The following is a 15745-nucleotide window of genomic DNA, read 5'->3' on the forward strand; positions in this document are numbered from 1 at the left end:
CTTCCTTGGAATTAGGGATTGCTGCGGCCAAGGCCGTAGGTCAGCGCTAAGGCTCCGACGAGCACGGCGCCCTTGACGAAATCCTGGGTGTAATAAGGGGCGTTCAGCATGGTGAGACCGTTCAGCAGCACCCCGACGAAGACGGCGCCGGCAATGGTGCCGAGCACGTTCGGGCGGCGCAGATTGAGGACGGCAAAACCGATCAGCGCGGCGGCGACGGAATCCATCAGCAACGAGCCGCCGGAGGAGACATCGCCACGCCCGACGCGGGCGGCGATGACGATGCCGCCCAGCGCCGCCAGCGTGCCCGAAATCACATAGGCGAGCGTCTTCAGCCGGACTGTGGACGCGCCGGCAAGCCGGGTCGCGACCTCGTTGCCACCGGTCGCAAACAGCAGCCGGCCGATGCGGGTGCGTTCGGTGAGAATGAAAAGCGCGACGGCGACCACCGCCATCAGTACCACGGCAACCGGCAGGGTGCCGAGGATGCTGTAGCGGCCGATCAGAAGAAAGGCCGGGTCGTAGGCGCCGGTCGCCTTCGAGCCGTCGGGCAGGGTGAGGCCTGCCGAAATCGACCGGCCGGCGGTCGGGATCAGTTGCAGACCGGAAAGCAGGAACATCATCGCCAGCGTCGCCAGGAGATCTGGCACCTTCAGGCGCACGATCAGGAAGGCGTTGACGAGACCGATCAGGGCGCCGAAGGCGAGCACCAGCGGCACCGTCACATAGGCATCGAGGTGCCAGACGATCATCGCATAACTCGCCGCCATCACGCTCGATGCGGCGACCGCGCCGATCGACAGGTCGAAACCGCCGACAGCCAGCGTCACGGTGACGCCGGCGCCAAGAATGGCAACGACCGATACCGCCTGCAGAATGCTCATCAGATTGGCGATATTGATGAAGGCGGGCTCGGCGATGGTGAAGCCGATGACGAGAGCCGTAAGCAGGATGAACACCGCACCCGCCCGGAGGAACGCCCCGAAGGCGGCAAGACGACCATTATCGGCTTGCAGCGATGCCTTCGGCCGGGCGCTTGCCTGCGGAAGAGTGTCGTCGTCGATCGTCGTCATGCGGGTATTCCCTGGATTGCGGAGGCAAAAGCGGCCCCGTGTGCCGCGGGCCTCAACACGTGGCGGTCGATGACGAGGATGCGGTCGGCCACTTCATAGGCCTCCTCCGGGTCGGAGGTCGCGATCAGCGTCGCCCGGTCGGTGCGGGCGCGGATCGCCCGGATGATGTCATGACGGGCGCCGACGTCGACACCCTGGAAGGGTTCGTCGAGCAGCAGCAGCCGGCTCGGTTCAGCCTCCCAGCGGGCGATCACCGCCTTCTGCTGGTTGCCGCCGGAGAGCGACCAGATCGAGGCGAGGGGTCCGGCGGCCTTGATGCCGAGACGGACGATCGCCTGCTCGGCCTCGCGTCGTTCACGGCCACCGACCAGGAAACCGCGCGGATACCATTTGCCAAGATGCGGCAGGCTGATCGTCGCCGACAGCGAATGGCCGGGCCACGCCGGCGGCATCAGCGATGAACGGTGCCGGTCTTCGGCCGCCATCGCCACACCGGCGGCGATCGCTTCGGCCGCGTTTTTTGGCCGGTAAGACCGGCCGTCGAGCAACATCGCGCCGCGCTCAAGCGCGGTCACGCCGAAGATCGCCTGGAGCAACCGGCTCTTGCCGGCGCCGAGCACGCCGGTAACCGCCACCACCTCGCCCTCATGCAAGGACAGATCGAAGGGCTCAGCTTCGGGGAGCAGGCTGATGTCGCGCATCTCGAAAATCGCCGGACCGGTCGCAGGCCGCGCATCCGGCCGGGCCGCATCCAGTCGGCGGCCGATCATCGTCTCGATGGCGCTCGAAAAATCGATCGGCCGCGAGAAGGTGCCGACGACGCGACCGCCGCGCATGACGAGCGCATGGTCGGCGATGGCTTCGAGATCGGCGGTGCGGTGCGAGATATAAAGGATCGCCAGGCCGCGCTTGCGCAGGTTGAGAAGAATATCGAAGAGGCGGCGGCTTTCCTCTCCGGAAAGGCTCGCCGTCGGCTCGTCGAGGATGAGCAGATCGGCGCGGTTGGCAAGCGCCCGGGCGATCGCCACCAGTTGCCGGTCGGCGCTGCTGAGGTCGCCGAAATCACGATCGATCGGCAGGCTGAAGCCGGCGGCATCGAGCATTGCCTGCGCGGCGCGGCGGATGCCGGTGCGCGAGACGAAGAAGGGCGCGCTCCGATCGGCGAACCGGTTGAGCAGCAGGGCATCGGCAACGCTCAGGCCAGCCGCGCCGACGAGATCCGTCGATTGATGCACCGTGACGACACCGGCCTTTGCCGCGTCGGCCGGGCTGCGCGGCGCAAAGGGGCGGCCATTGAAACTGACCGTGCCGCCATCGGCCGGAAGGACGCCGGACAGGATCTTTACCAGCGTCGATTTGCCCGCACCGTTGGCACCCATCAGCGCCACGATCTCACCGCGCTCCAGCGACAGTTCAGCACCGGCAAGCGCCCGCGTCGACCCGAAACTGCGGGTGATATTTTCAATGTGAAGAAGCGGCATCGATCATGTCCGGGACTGCATTTGTATCAGGAGTGTGCCCCGTCCGGGTGGTCGAACTCCAGGCACGCCTTTCCCTCACAAACTGTCCCCGGGAAACAAAGAATCTCCCGCAGCCCGGAAAATCGGATCATTTACTCTACTAAAAACATAGAGATTATATCTAAATAATCCGATGCGTCGCGGGGCTCCCAACCCGTCAGACGACGCTTCCGATTGCTAGAAGGAACGCGACGATGAAATCCCTCGCACGGCTCGCACTGTCTGCCGCCGTCATTCCGTTCATTTTCATTCAAGGCGCAAAAGCCGACGGCCTGTCCGGCGCTCCGGCCCCCTTTGATAAGGGCGGGGTCAAGGTGGCTCTGATCAGCTACATCTCGGCCGGCGATTTCTTCCAGGCCTACCAGGCCGGTGCGGAAGCCCAGGCCAAGGCGCTGGATATCGACCTGCGCGTCTTCCCCGGACGGCAGGACGCCGCCGAGCAGCGCGAGCAGATCCTGCAGGCGATCAATCTCGGCGTCTCCGGCATCGTCATCGACCACGGCCTTCCGGAATCGCTCGGCGACGTCGTGCAGCAGGCGCTCGACAAGGGCATCAAGGTCGTGGCCTTCGACGTCAACCTCAACAACCCCAAGATCCCGCAGGTGGAACAGAGCGATCACGAGCTCGCCTCGCTGGCGCTCGAACAGGTGGTGAAGGACAACGGCAAAGACTTCAACGCCGGTTGTGTCTATGTCGCGGGTTTTGCGCCGCTCGACCGCCGCAATGAGGTCTGGGACAAGTTCAAGTCGGAGAATAAGGACGTGGTCGAAAAGGCCCGTTTCGGCAATGTCAGCGACACGACGGCGACCTCGACCGCCGACCAGGCGAAGGCCGCGCTCACCGCCAATCCCGATATATCGGTCGTTTTTGCCCCCTATGATGAATTCGCCCGCGGTGTGAAGCTCGCCGCCAACGATCTCGGCATTTCAGCTAAGCTGAAGATCTATTCGGCCGACGTCTCGACCGCCGATATCCAGGAAATCACCGAGGAAGGCAGCCCCTGGGTTGCGACCGTCGCGACCAATCCGGCCGTCGTCGGCGCCGTCTCCATCCGTGCCGCTGCACTCGAGATCGCCGGTCAGACGGTTCCCCATCAGATTACCGTGAAGCCGACGCTTCTGACGCAGGAGAGCCTGCGGGCGGCCGGCGTCAAGACGATCGAGGAACTGGCTGCGAAGGTCCCGGCCTTCAGCACGAGCGATGCGGCAACCGCGAGCTGGATTCCGGACAAGCTTTTCTGAGGAGGTCACCCTCGATCCTTCCGGCGGGAGCTTGACGCTCCCGCCGGATCATCTTTTTGGAGAATTGGAGTCCCGCCCATGAGCCAGTCCAATGTCGTCTTCGCGGTGAACCGCAATCCGACGCGAGAAGACCTCTTTGCCCGTGCCGAGGAGATCTCTGCCGACCTTTCCCGGCGCGCCGCAGACCTCGACCGTGAAGGCCGTCCGCCGCTCGCCGAGATCGTCAAATTGAAGAATGCCGGGCTGCTCAATGCGTTGCATCCCACCCAAATCGGTGGCGGCGGCCTCGACTGGGTCGATGGACTGAGGCTGGTGCGCATTCTCGCCCGCGGCGAAAGCTCGATCGGTCAGCTGCTCGGCTACCACTATGTCAACAGCCAGTATATCTATTGGGCCCTCGATGCCGCCCGTGCCCATGCGCTGGGCAGCGATACCGTCGCCAGGAACCTCTATTGGGGTGCGGCGGTCAATCCGCGCGATCCCGGGCTGATGCTGACTCGTCGTGGCAACGGCTATGTGCTGAACGGACGCAAATCCTTCTCCACGGCGGCACGGGTCTCCGACTACATCAACGCCAATGCCACGCTCGACGACAAGATCGCCGGCTTCGCCGTGCCGACCAATCGCCCCGGCTATGTCGCCAATGACGACTGGGACAATATCGGCCAGCGCCTGTCCGACAGCGGCAGCGTCGAGTTCCGCGACTTCCCGGTCTACGAGGAGGATTTCGTCGGTGCGCCAGCTGCCCCCGACGCAGCGCCGCCTGTATTGTCGACCTTCAACACGCCGTTCATCCAGCTGGTCTTCGTCAACTTTTATCTCGGCACCGCCGAAGGCGCGCTGCAGGCGGCCGTCGATTACGTCAGAACCACCACCCGGCCGTGGATCACGTCAGGCGTCGAGCGGGCGGCCGACGATCCCTATATCCTCGAACGCGTCGGCGAATTCACCGCGGCGCTGAAGGCCTCGGCAGCCCTTGCCGACCATGCGGCGTCAGCCGTGCAGGCGGGTCTTGCCCGTGGCAGCGACGTGACGGCGCGCGAGCGCGGCGAGGCGGCGGCGGAAGCTTATACCGCCAAGGTGCACGCCACCCATGTCGCGCTCGACATCACCTCGCGCGTCTTCGAGCTGACCGGCGCCCGCTCGACGGCAGACAAATACCGTTTCGACCGGTTCTGGCGCAATGTCCGTACCCACACGCTGCACGACCCAGTCTTCTACAAGGCGAAAGAAGTCGGTGAATTCGTGCTGAACGACCGGATACCGGAGGTCAGCCTCTATAGCTGAGGCGGCCACGGCTTCATCGACAATGAAAAACCCCACTGCCGGCAGCGGCGGTGGGGTTTTCGTTTGAAAGCGACGAAGGCTTCAGAGCGCACCGTTCTTCGGCGGCGTCACGCCGTTCAGATGGTAGTTGCCGACGACATGGTATTTCCAGCGCACGGGATCGTGCAGCGTATGGGTGCGGGCATTGCGCCAATGGCGGTCGAGATTGAGACCTGTTTGTACCGACGAGGTTCCGGCAAGCTCGAAGAGCGTATTCGCCGCCTCGATCGCCACCTCTGTTGTCAGCACCTTGGCGGCGGCAACCGCAAGTGTGGCCTCAACCACCTTTTCCTCGGTCGTCTCGACCTGCGCGGCATCGACCTTGTGGCCAGCGCGCTCGACAAGAGCGGTTGCGGCTTCCAGCCGGATGGCGATCTGGCCGACCTTGGCGATCGTCAGCGGGTCGTCGGAAGCGCGATCGAGGCCGCTATCCATCCACGGGCGGGATTTCGTCCTGACGAAATCAAGCGTTTCGGCAAAGGCCGCCCGCGCGATCCCGAGATCGACACCGGCATGGATGATCTGGCCGACGGAACCGATCGTCGTCGGCCGCTCGAAACCCTTGTGATGGAAGACCACGGAATCGGCGCTGACATAGACATTGTCGAGGATCGTCGTGCCGCTGCCGGTGGTGCGCTGGCCGAAGCCGTCCCAGTCGTCGACGATCTCGACGCCTTCGGTGCCCTTCGGCACGAAGGCCATTGTCAGCCGATCCTCCGGATCGAGCGCGAAGACGGTGACCCAGTCGGCGAAGAGAACGCCGGTCGAATAGAATTTGCGGCCGTTGATCCGGTAGCCCGGACCATCGCGGGTGATGCGCGTGTTGTAATGGCCGACCGTCTTGGTGCCGCGCTCGGAAAGCGCATTGCCGAAACGATCGCCGGCCAGCACACGGCCGAAGAAATAGCGCTGCTGCTCCTCGCCGCCATCGGTTCTAAGCGCCTCAAGAATATAGAAATGGTTCTGCGGGATCTGGCCGATCGAACCATCCGCCTCCGACAGGATCGCAGTGATCTCGGCAAGCACGGCGTTGGAGACGTCGAGCCCGCCATATTGCGCAGGCACGGTGATCGCGAGCAGACCGGACTGGGCGAGAAGATCGAGTTCGGTAAACGGCAGGATCCGGTCGGCATCGCGCTCGGCGGCGCGCGCGGCAAATTGCGCCGCCAGTCTGCGGGCGGTGGCGATCGCTTCCTCGTCGCTGCCGATACGGGCGGCCACGGGCCGGATCTGATCTGTTGACCTCAGCACTGTGTTCATCGATGTCTCCAATTCTGACGAGCCTATCGGTGAAAGAAATCGAGCGTCGAGATAAGAGCACAAATTCTATAGAAGCCATCGAAAATGAAAAGTGTTTGCTTATCAGTCTCCAACCGCCGCGATTAGGGTTTGCGTTCTGCACCGGCGCGGCCAAGGTAGCTTGGCAAGCGATAAAATTCCCACCCGGAATTGCCGCTTCCGGTCTCGATTTGATTTCGGCGACTTCCTACGTAACCGATATCCCGCTGCGTCGCCGCGACGGTTGCAGAAAGAACGCCCAATGCGGGGCAGGCGACCGCCTTGCCCGATCCATGAGGAAAGTCATGACCCCACGGCAGTTGCGCCTCGGCGCCTTCATGCGTCCCGTCAGCCTGCACACCGGCGCGTGGCGCTATCCCGGTTCCTATCCCGACGCCAATTTCAATTTCGCCCATCTGAAGTCCTTCGCGCAGGCGCTGGAACGGGCGAAATTCGACGCCTTCTTCATGGCCGATCACCTTGCCGTGCTCAACATGCCTGTGGAGGCGCTGAGGCGCAGCCACACCGTGACCTCCTTCGAGCCCTTCACGCTGCTATCGGCGCTGGCGGCGGTGACGGAGCGTATCGGCCTCGTCGCCACCGCTTCCACCACTTTCGACGAGCCCTATCACATCGCTCGTCGCTTCGCCTCGCTCGACCATATCAGTGGCGGCCGCGCCGGCTGGAATATCGTCACGACGTCCAACCCCGACGCCGCGCTCAATTTCGGCCTGGACGAACATGTGGAGCATGGCGAACGTTATCACCGTGCGCGGGAATTCTACGATGTCGTGACCGGGCTGTGGGACAGTTTCGCCGACGATGCCTTCATCCGCGACCGGGAGAGCGGCCAGTTCTTCGATCCGGAAAAGATGCATGTGCTCGCCCACAAAGGCGAGGAACTCAGCGTCCGCGGGCCGCTCAATATCGCCCGGCCGCCGCAGGGCTGGCCCGTCATCGTCCAGGCCGGCCAGTCCGATCCCGGCCGCCAGCTTGCCGCGGAGACCGCCGAGATGGTCTTCTGTTCGCCGCGCGATCTTGCCGCCGGCAAGGCGCTCTATGCCGACATCAAGTCCCGCATGGAAGCCATCGGCCGCAAGCGCGACCATCTGAAGATCCTGCCCGCCGCCTTCGTCATCGTCGGCGACAGCATCGAGGAGGCGCGCGCCAAACGCGCCACGCTCGACAGTCTGGTGCATTACGACAGCGCCATCGCGTCGCTTTCGATCGCGCTCGGTCACGACGCTTCGGGCTTCGATCCCGATGCGCCGCTGCCGGCCGATATTCCCGACACCAATGCCAGCAAGACCGGCCGCGCTCAGGTGCTGAAGCTTGCGGCGGAGGAAAATCTGACCGTGCGTCAGCTGGCGCAGCGCTATGGCGGCTATGCCGGCCTTGCCTTCGTCGGTACCGCGGCCAGTATCGCCGACGAGATGGAACGCTGGCTCGACGAGGAAGGTTCGGACGGCTTCAACGTCGTCTTCCCCTATCTGCCGCAGGGTCTCCTCGACGTCACCGAACGGCTGGTTCCCGAGCTGCAGCGCCGCGGTCTGTTCCGCAGCGAATACGAAGGCACGACACTGCGCGAACATCTCGGATTGCCGCGGCCGGAAAACCGGTTCTTCCCTGCTGGCACATGAGGCGTCGCCGCCGCTGGAATGGACGAACCTCGCTTCCGCTTTCCGGAAGCGAGCCGATAGCGCTCAGGCCATGACCCCGACCTGAAACGCATCGCTCTCACCCATTATCAGTTCGAGAGGCCAGACGATGTTGCGGCTCTCGTTCGGATAGAATTCCCGATAGGCCTGCATGTTGGCGAGAAGCATCCGGCCGAGCGCGACGCCGAGATCGTAGAGCGAGATACGGAAGCAGCTGAGCGACGGCTGCAAGAACCGTGCACGAGGAGCGTCGCGGAAGCCGATCACCGCAAGATCGCGGCCGGGCATGACACCTGATTCCATCAGGCGGCGGTAAAGGCCGATCGCCATCAGCTCATAGATCAGGATCACCGCCGTCGGCCGTTCTTCGAGCAGCAGCAGTTCATGGGCCGCCTGGTAACCACCCCGTTCGCTCGACTTGACGCGGATGACGAGTGCCGGGTTGAATGCGATACCGTGTCGTTCGAGTGCGCGGCGATAACTTTCGACAAAGAGATAACCGAGATTGGCTTCGCTCGACGGCGCGGTGATCGCGATCCGACGATGCCCCAGCGCGACCAGCCGCTCGACGGCATGGTCGGCCACGCCCTCGAAATCGAGATCGATCCATGGAAAATCGCCGGCCGAAAGGCTGCGGCCGAGCGCCACGAAGGGGATCTTCGCCCGCGACAGAAAGTCGATGCGCCGGTCGACGCGCTGCGTGTCCGCGATGATCATCGCATCGACGATGCGCCGTGCCACCATCCGCTTCAGATATTCGTGCGGGTCCTCGTCGCTCGGGCAGGGCAGCATCACGAGGTCGAGCTTGTGGCGGGCAAAGACGCTCTGCAGGCCGCTGGTGACGCCAAGGAAGAAGTTGTCGGCATTCTCGACCGTCTCCTTGCTGGATTCGATCATCAACCCGATGACCTTCGTCTCTCCCTGACGCAGGCTCCGCCCAGACTGGTTGGCGACATAGCCGAGTTCCTCGGCCGCAGCCAGCACGCGCCGGCGGGTTTCCTCGTTGACATCGGGCTTGCCGTTCAGGGCGCGCGAGACCGTGCCGATCGAAATATCCAGGTGGTCGGCGAGCTGGCGAATCCCTTTCATCGGTGGCGATTTTCCCCAGAGCATGATGCCGAAAAGTGTGCGCGGTTTTCGGACGACATCATGCTCTGTTTCTTTGGTTTAGATCAGGATTCAGATTTTAGGCCGACCCGGCCTAAAATCGTCCGGATCAATTTGGCATCTGACCTCTATTGACACGGCAAAAAGTTTCCGCATACAGTCGTAAACGTTTACGGAGTGCGTGTCACTAGGAGTTGGCGCCATTCTCTCGGAGGAAATCGTGAAATTTAGTGCCATTCTGTGCGGGTGCGGAGCTATGTCCAAAGGTTGGTTGCGCGCGATCGCTTCCAACCCTCTGCTGGCCGATGCCATCACCATTGTCGGCCTCGTCGACCTGAACCGGAAGACGGCGGAAACGCTTGCCGCGGAATTCGGCCTCGAGGACGCCGTCATCGGTTCGGACCTGGCTGACGTCATCGCCGCCACCAAGGCCGATCTGGTCTTCGACATCGTCATTCCCTCGGCTCGATACGACGTCGTCTCGACGGCGCTGAAGGCCGGCTGCCATGTGCTCAGTGAAAAGCCGATGGCCGCTTCGCTTGCCGAGGGCGCTACGCTGATCGATCTTGCCGCCGAGACCGGGCGCATCCACGCTGTCATCCAGAACCGCCGCTTCATATCGGGGGTCCGGCGTCTTCGCCGTTTCGTCGACAGCGGCGCGATCGGCGACCTTACCGGCATCCATTGCGACTTCTTCATCGCGCCGCATTTCGGCGGCTTCCGCGAAGAGATGGACAACGTCCTGCTTCTCGACATGGCGATCCACACCTTCGATGCGGCGCGCTACGTCGCCGATAGGAAGCCGCTCGCCGTCTATTGCGTCGAGCGCAATCCAAAGGGTTCGTGGTATCGGCACGGCGCCTCGGCCAACGCCATTTTCGAATTTTCCGACGACATCGTCTTCACCTATCGCGGCTCCTGGTGCGCCGAGGGTGAGCGAACCAGCTGGGAAAGCCAGTGGCGCCTCGTCGGCTCGAAGGGAATGCTCACCTGGGATGGCGAAGAGAATTTCAAGGCGGCCGTTGCCGGCGAAGAGCCCGGCCTTCTGCATGGCTTTGCAGCCGTAAACGTTCCCGGTCCGGAACACGATGAAGAAACCCATGGCCATGCCAGCGTCATCGCCGATTTCATCGCGGCGATCAGCACCGGCAAGCAGCCCGAGACGGTCAATTCCGACAATATCAGAAGCCTTGCCATGGTCTTCGGCGCAATCGAAAGCGCTAAGACCGGCAAGCGCGTCGAAATTTCAGCATAGGATGACATGACGTGAGCAACCCTGCAAAATCCATTCGCATCGGCACCATGGTCAGCGGCAACAAGGGCGATACCGCAAGCCGCATCGGCGATATCGCCGATATGGGCTTCGAAAGCTTCGAACCCTTCTTCTGGCAAACGACCAAGGGCCAGGACCTTGCCGAACTCGGCAAGCGTTGCCTCGATGCGATCGGCAACCGCGACATCACCATCTCGACGCTCGGCATGTTCGGCAATCCGCTTGAGGAAACCGAAATCGACCTCGAAACGCTGCAGGGCTGGAAGGATTGCATCGACAATGCCCATCACTTCGGCGCCACCTGCGTTGCCGGCTTCACCGGCCGCATCCGCGGCAAACCGCTGACCGACAGCCTGCCGCGCTACAAGCAGATCTGGAGCGAGCTTGCCAAGCGCGCCGCCGACAAGGGCATCAAGATCGCCTTTGAAAACTGCGCCATGGACGGCAATTGGGCGACCGGCGACTGGAACATCGCCCACAATCCCGATGCGTGGGAACTGATCTTCAACGAGACCCCTGATGATAATATCGGCCTGGAATGGGAACCGTGCCATCAGATGGTCTATCTGATCGACCCCTTGCCGCAGATCCGCAAATGGGCGCACAAGTTCTTCCATGTCCACGGCAAGGACGCGACCATCCGCTGGGAGGTCATCAAGGAACACGGTATCTTCGGCAAGGAGAAGTTCGTCTTCATGCGCACGCCGGGCTTCGGCGACAGCAACTGGACCGACATCATTTCCGAGCTGCGCCTGGCCGGCTGGTCGGGCTCGATCGACATCGAGGGCTGGCACGACCCTGTCTATCGCGACGCGCTTGAAATGACCGGCCAGGTCTATGCGCTCAACCACCTCAAGCATGCCCGGGGCGGCGAATTCGTCGTCGATCCGGCCTGATGACATCGTTTCCGGCAAGGAGGAATTGCCGGACACGGGGATAACCACAAAGGAGGAGAACCATGGCTATCCGCAAATATGCAATTCTGGGAGCGCTTGCCCTTGCAGGCGTCTCGCTGTTCGGTCTTTCGGCCAAGGCCGAGGACGTCACGCTGACGCTCTGGTCGCTTGACAAGGACACCCAGCCGGCGCCGAACCTCGTCAAGGAGTTCAACGCCCAGAACAACGGCATCAAGATCGAATACCGGCTGATCCAGTTCGACGACGTCGTCACCGAGGCGATGCGCGCCTATGCCACCGGCCAGGCGCCCGATATCATCGCCGTCGACAATCCCGAGCATGCGCTGTTCTCGTCGCGCGGCGCCTTCCTCGATCTTACCGACATGATCGCCAAGTCGACCGTCATCAAGCCGGAGAATTATTTCCCCGGACCGCTGAAATCGGTCGAGTGGGACGGCAAGTATTTTGGTGTGCCGAAGGCGACCAACACGATCGCGCTTTACTACAACAAGGATATGTTCAAGGCGAAGGGCCTCGATCCGGCGAAGCCGCCGCAGACCTGGGACGAGCTGGTCGAGGATGCGCGCAAGCTGACCGACCCCGCCAAGAACGTCTACGGTCTCGCCTTCTCGGCCAAGGCCAACGAGGAGGGCACCTTCCAGTTCCTTCCCTGGGCCCAGATGGGCGGCGGCAGCTATGAGCACATCAATGCCGACGGCGCGGTGAAGGCGCTGGAGATCTGGAAGACGATCATGGACGAGAAGCTCGCTTCTCCCGATACGCTGACGCGCGGTCAGTGGGATTCGACCGGAACCTTCAACTCGGGCAATGCGGCCATGGCGATCTCCGGTCCGTGGGAACTCGACCGTATGACGCAGGAAGCGAAATTCGATTGGGGCGTCACTCTGCTCCCAGTTCCGAAGGAAGGGGCCGAACGCTCCTCGGCCATGGGCGACTTCAACTGGGCGATCTTCGCCACCAGTAAACATCCGGCCGAAGCCTTCAAGGCGCTCGAATATTTCGCCTCGCAGGACGACAAGATGTTCAAGAACTTCGGCCAGCTTCCGGCCCGTTCCGACATCTCGATCCCCGAAAGCGGCCAACCGCTGAAGGATGCCGCCCTCAAGGTCTTCCTCGAACAGCTGAAATACGCCAAGCCGCGCGGTCCGCATCCGCAATGGCCGAAGATCTCCAAGGCGATTCAGGACGCCATCCAGGCGGCATTGACCGGCCAGATGAGCCCGAAGGACGCGCTCGACCAGGCCGCCGACAAGATCAAGGCAGTACTAGGCTGATCATTGGCTGCGAGCGAGCCGCTTGCTCCCTCTTCTCCCCGCGGGGAGAAGAGGGACCGGAAGCAACGCGTCTTTTAACCGGATGAGCCTCGGTTCATCTCTTCATTTCCTCCCGGCAGGGGCCGTCTTCCGCATCATGCGCCAGGCGGCCCCGTTCGGAGTATCGGAGGACCCATGAAAAGGATCCTGATGAGCGTCAGGGACGGTCGCGGTTTCGATATCGTGCTGGTCGCTTTCCCGCTCGGCTTTCTGTTCCTGATGGCGGGGCTGCCGCTGATCTACAATGTCGTGATGAGCTTCCAGGAGGTCGACATGTTCAGCCTCGGGACCTTCTCGCGTCCTTTCGTCGGCTTCAAGAATTATACTGACCTCTTCGCGCAGCCGGAAACGCTGCCGATCCTCTACAACACCATCATCTTCGTCACCGGCTCCATCGCCGGCCAGTTCCTGATCGGCTTCGGGCTGGCGCTGTTCTTCTGGGTCAATTTCCCCGGCGCCTCATGGATGCGCGGACTGTTCCTCGTCTCCTGGGTGATGCCCGGCCTCGTCGTCGGCGCCATCTGGAACTGGATTCTCTCGGGCGATTTCGGCGTGCTGAACTTCATCCTCAGGGAAAGCGGCATCATCTCCGGCAATATCTTCTGGCGCTCGGACCCGCATTATTCGCTCTATGCCGTCATCATCGCCAATATCTGGCTCGGCACCTCCTTCAACATGATCCTGTTGTCCGTCGGTCTCGCCGGCATTCCCGCCGATCTCTACGAAGCGGCCGAACTCGACGGCGCCAATATCTGGCAGCGCTTCTGGACGATCACGCTGCCGATGATGCGCTCGACCATCGGCGCGATCATCGCGCTCGGTCTGATCTTCACCCTGCAGCAGTTCGATCTCTTCGCCGCGATCACCTCGGGCGGGCCGAACAACTCGTCGAACGTCACACAATACTGGGCCTGGGATCTCTCCTTCCGACAATACGACTTCGCCAAGGGTGCGACGATCTCCGTCATCATGATTGTCTTCGTCATGTTCGCCTCCGTCGTCTATGTCCGGTCCACACGCCACGAGGTGCGCGGATGAATACGACCAACCGCGACCGCCTGATGCTCGCCATATCGGTCGTCATGGCGGCGATCTATCTCTTCCCGCTCTACTGGATGTACATCACCGCGCTAAAAAGCGGCTCGGAGATGTTCGCGACGCCGCCGAGCTTCTGGCCGGCCGCGCCGCAATGGGCCACCTATGCCTATGTCTGGGAAAGCCGTGACATGGGCCGCTATCTCTGGAATTCCCTGGTGATCGCACTCGGCTCCATGGCGCTCATCACCCTGCTCGGGGTCGGCTGCGCCTATGTGCTCGCCAGATACCGCAATGTCTGGGTGGATATCGGCCTGTTCCTCATCCTCATGCTGCAGGTCTTGCCGGCCTCGCTGATGATCACGCCGATCTTCGTCGGCTTTTCGCAGATCGGCATGCTGGACTATCCAAGGCTTGCCGTCATCATCGCGGTCGCGGCAAAGAGCATGCCCTTCTTCGTCATCCTGGTGCGCGCCACCTTCATGAGCGTTCCCCAGGAGCTCGAGGAGGCGGCCCTCGTCGACGGCAATTCACGTGTCGGCGCTTTCTTCAACATCGTCCTGCCGCTTGCCCGCAACGGCATCCTGGTCAGCGCCATCCTGATCTTCATGCAGGCCTTCGGCGAATTCGTCTATTCGAAGTCGATGATCCAGGCGGTCGAGCTTCAGCCGGCAAGCGTCGGCCTCAATTCCTTCATGGGGCCGAACACCAACGAGTGGAACAACATCATGGCCTACGCCACGATGTATGTGACGCCGATCCTCGCCATCTTCGTTCTCTTGCAGCGCCGCATCGTATCCGGCCTCACCTCTGGAGCCCTCAAATGACCACGCAGATCGAGCTCAGAGGCGTCAACAAATATTACGGCGCCTTCCATGCCCTGAAGAATATCGACCTTTCGATCGCCAAGGGCACCTTCGTCGCGCTCGTCGGCCCGTCGGGCTGCGGCAAGTCCACGCTGCTGCGCTCGCTTGCGGGCCTCGAAAGCATTTCGACGGGCGATCTGAGGATCGCCGGCGAGTTGATGAACGGCGTGCCGCCGCGCAAGCGCGATGTCGCCATGGTCTTCCAGTCCTATGCGCTCTATCCGCATATGACGGTCGAGGAGAACCTGACCTACAGTCTGCGCATCCGCGGCATCGCCAAGGCAGAGGCCAAGAAAGCCGCCGAGGACGTGGCGGCGACGACAGGTCTTTCACATCTGCTGAAGCGCTATCCGCGTGAGCTTTCCGGCGGTCAGCGCCAGCGTGTTGCCATGAGCCGGGCCATCATCCGCCATCCCAAGGCCTTCCTGTTCGACGAGCCGCTGTCCAACCTCGATGCTGCGCTGCGCGTCCACATGCGCAAGGAAATCCGGTCGCTGCACGACCGGCTGCACGCAACCTTTGTCTACGTCACGCACGACCAGGTCGAAGCGATGACGATGGCCGACCATGTGGTGGTGATGCGCGACGGCATCATCGAACAGCAGGGCGCGCCGCTCGATCTCTACGACCGGCCGGCGAACCGCTTCGTCGCCGGTTTCATCGGTTCGCCGGCGATGAATTTCATTCCCGCGATCGCTGCAGAAGACGGCAGGAACCTGATCCTGGATTTTGGCGCGGTGAAGCAAAAGCTTGCGATATCCCGCGCCATCGAACCCGGCCGCAAGCTCATCGCCGGCATCCGCCCGGAGCATATCGGCGTCGTCGCGCCCGGGCAGGGCAGTTTCGATATACCGATCGCCTTCGTCGAATCGACAGGCTCCTCGACCTTCATCGTCGCGGAGACCCAGCCGGAGCTGACGATCGTCGAAACGCGGCGCGACAGGGTCAAGGCGGGAGACACGATCGGCGTGTCGGTCGATCCGGATCAGATCCATCTCTTCGACGCCTCGACGGACCGTGCCATATAAGGGCAACGGCCTGTCGGCTGTAATTGTCATAAAATCGAACCGGGCACCACCGGCGCCCGGTTGCGCGACAAGCTCGACCCGACGATTGCCAACGAGGATCGCCGGTCGAG

13 protein-coding genes are annotated in these 15745 nt (G+C 62.5%); 9 read left to right on the forward strand and 4 right to left on the reverse strand.

Going from position 1 to position 15745, the window contains the following annotated elements; translation table 11 throughout:
• Positions 1–11 precede the first annotated feature (11 nt).
• Together EEQ99_RS05100 and EEQ99_RS05105 are read right to left on the reverse strand one after the other, a co-directional pair.
• A complete protein-coding gene (locus EEQ99_RS05100; protein WP_127430070.1) occupies positions 12–1073 on the reverse strand; it encodes an ABC transporter permease in 1062 nt (353 codons plus the stop codon).
• Positions 1070–2554, reverse strand: a complete 1485-nt coding sequence (locus tag EEQ99_RS05105; RefSeq protein ID WP_127430071.1) for a sugar ABC transporter ATP-binding protein — start codon at positions 2552–2554, stop codon at positions 1070–1072. The genes EEQ99_RS05100 and EEQ99_RS05105 overlap by 4 nt, the downstream gene beginning before the upstream one ends.
• Positions 2555–2787: 233 nt before the next feature.
• On the opposite strand from EEQ99_RS05105, the gene EEQ99_RS05110 reads away from it, so the two are divergent.
• Both EEQ99_RS05110 and EEQ99_RS05115 read left to right on the forward strand, forming a co-directional pair.
• On the forward strand, positions 2788–3834 hold the full coding sequence (locus EEQ99_RS05110) for a substrate-binding domain-containing protein (RefSeq protein ID WP_127430072.1): 1047 nt from the start codon (positions 2788–2790) through the stop codon (positions 3832–3834).
• 78 nt (positions 3835–3912) lie between these two features.
• Positions 3913–5121, forward strand: coding sequence for an acyl-CoA dehydrogenase family protein (locus EEQ99_RS05115; protein ID WP_127430073.1), 1209 nt, complete (start codon positions 3913–3915; stop codon positions 5119–5121).
• A gap of 81 nt (positions 5122–5202) precedes the next feature.
• On the opposite strand, the gene EEQ99_RS05120 is transcribed toward EEQ99_RS05115, so the two are convergent.
• Positions 5203–6420: an SfnB family sulfur acquisition oxidoreductase gene (locus tag EEQ99_RS05120; protein WP_097622796.1), complete on the reverse strand. Its 1218-nt coding sequence runs from the start codon at positions 6418–6420 to the stop codon at positions 5203–5205.
• 323 nt (positions 6421–6743) lie between these two features.
• Here EEQ99_RS05120 and EEQ99_RS05125 point away from each other — a divergent pair, with 323 nt between their 5' ends.
• On the forward strand, positions 6744–8078 hold the full coding sequence (locus tag EEQ99_RS05125) for an LLM class flavin-dependent oxidoreductase (protein ID WP_127430074.1): 1335 nt from the start codon (positions 6744–6746) through the stop codon (positions 8076–8078).
• A gap of 63 nt (positions 8079–8141) precedes the next feature.
• Here the strand turns inward: EEQ99_RS05125 and EEQ99_RS05130 are convergent, their stop codons facing one another.
• On the reverse strand, positions 8142–9185 hold the full coding sequence (locus EEQ99_RS05130; RefSeq protein ID WP_127430075.1) for a substrate-binding domain-containing protein: 1044 nt from the start codon (positions 9183–9185) through the stop codon (positions 8142–8144).
• 238 nt (positions 9186–9423) lie between these two features.
• Here EEQ99_RS05130 and EEQ99_RS05140 point away from each other — a divergent pair, with 238 nt between their 5' ends.
• The 6 genes from EEQ99_RS05140 to EEQ99_RS05165 all read left to right on the forward strand — a co-directional run bounded on the left by EEQ99_RS05140 (position 9424) and on the right by EEQ99_RS05165 (position 15635).
• Positions 9424–10458, forward strand: coding sequence for a Gfo/Idh/MocA family protein (locus tag EEQ99_RS05140; RefSeq protein ID WP_063476112.1), 1035 nt, complete (start codon positions 9424–9426; stop codon positions 10456–10458).
• Between the two features lie 11 nt (positions 10459–10469).
• The gene (locus EEQ99_RS05145; RefSeq protein ID WP_127430077.1) at positions 10470–11372 is read left to right on the forward strand and encodes a sugar phosphate isomerase/epimerase family protein; all 903 of its coding nucleotides are present in this window, start codon (positions 10470–10472) and stop codon (positions 11370–11372) included.
• A 62-nt stretch (positions 11373–11434) separates the two neighbouring features.
• On the forward strand, positions 11435–12667 hold the full coding sequence (locus EEQ99_RS05150; RefSeq protein WP_047613135.1) for an ABC transporter substrate-binding protein: 1233 nt from the start codon (positions 11435–11437) through the stop codon (positions 12665–12667).
• Positions 12668–12841: 174 nt separating this feature from the next.
• On the forward strand, positions 12842–13744 hold the full coding sequence (locus EEQ99_RS05155) for a carbohydrate ABC transporter permease (protein WP_127430078.1): 903 nt from the start codon (positions 12842–12844) through the stop codon (positions 13742–13744).
• On the forward strand, positions 13741–14568 hold the full coding sequence (locus EEQ99_RS05160; protein ID WP_047613138.1) for a carbohydrate ABC transporter permease: 828 nt from the start codon (positions 13741–13743) through the stop codon (positions 14566–14568). Before EEQ99_RS05155 ends, EEQ99_RS05160 begins: the two co-directional genes overlap by 4 nt.
• Positions 14565–15635: an ABC transporter ATP-binding protein gene (locus EEQ99_RS05165; protein WP_063476115.1), complete on the forward strand. Its 1071-nt coding sequence runs from the start codon at positions 14565–14567 to the stop codon at positions 15633–15635. The genes EEQ99_RS05160 and EEQ99_RS05165 overlap by 4 nt, the downstream gene beginning before the upstream one ends.
• The last annotated feature ends 110 nt before the right edge of the window (positions 15636–15745 follow it).

The organism is Rhizobium anhuiense (assembly GCF_003985145.1).
Taxonomy (GTDB): domain Bacteria; phylum Pseudomonadota; class Alphaproteobacteria; order Rhizobiales; family Rhizobiaceae; genus Rhizobium; species Rhizobium anhuiense.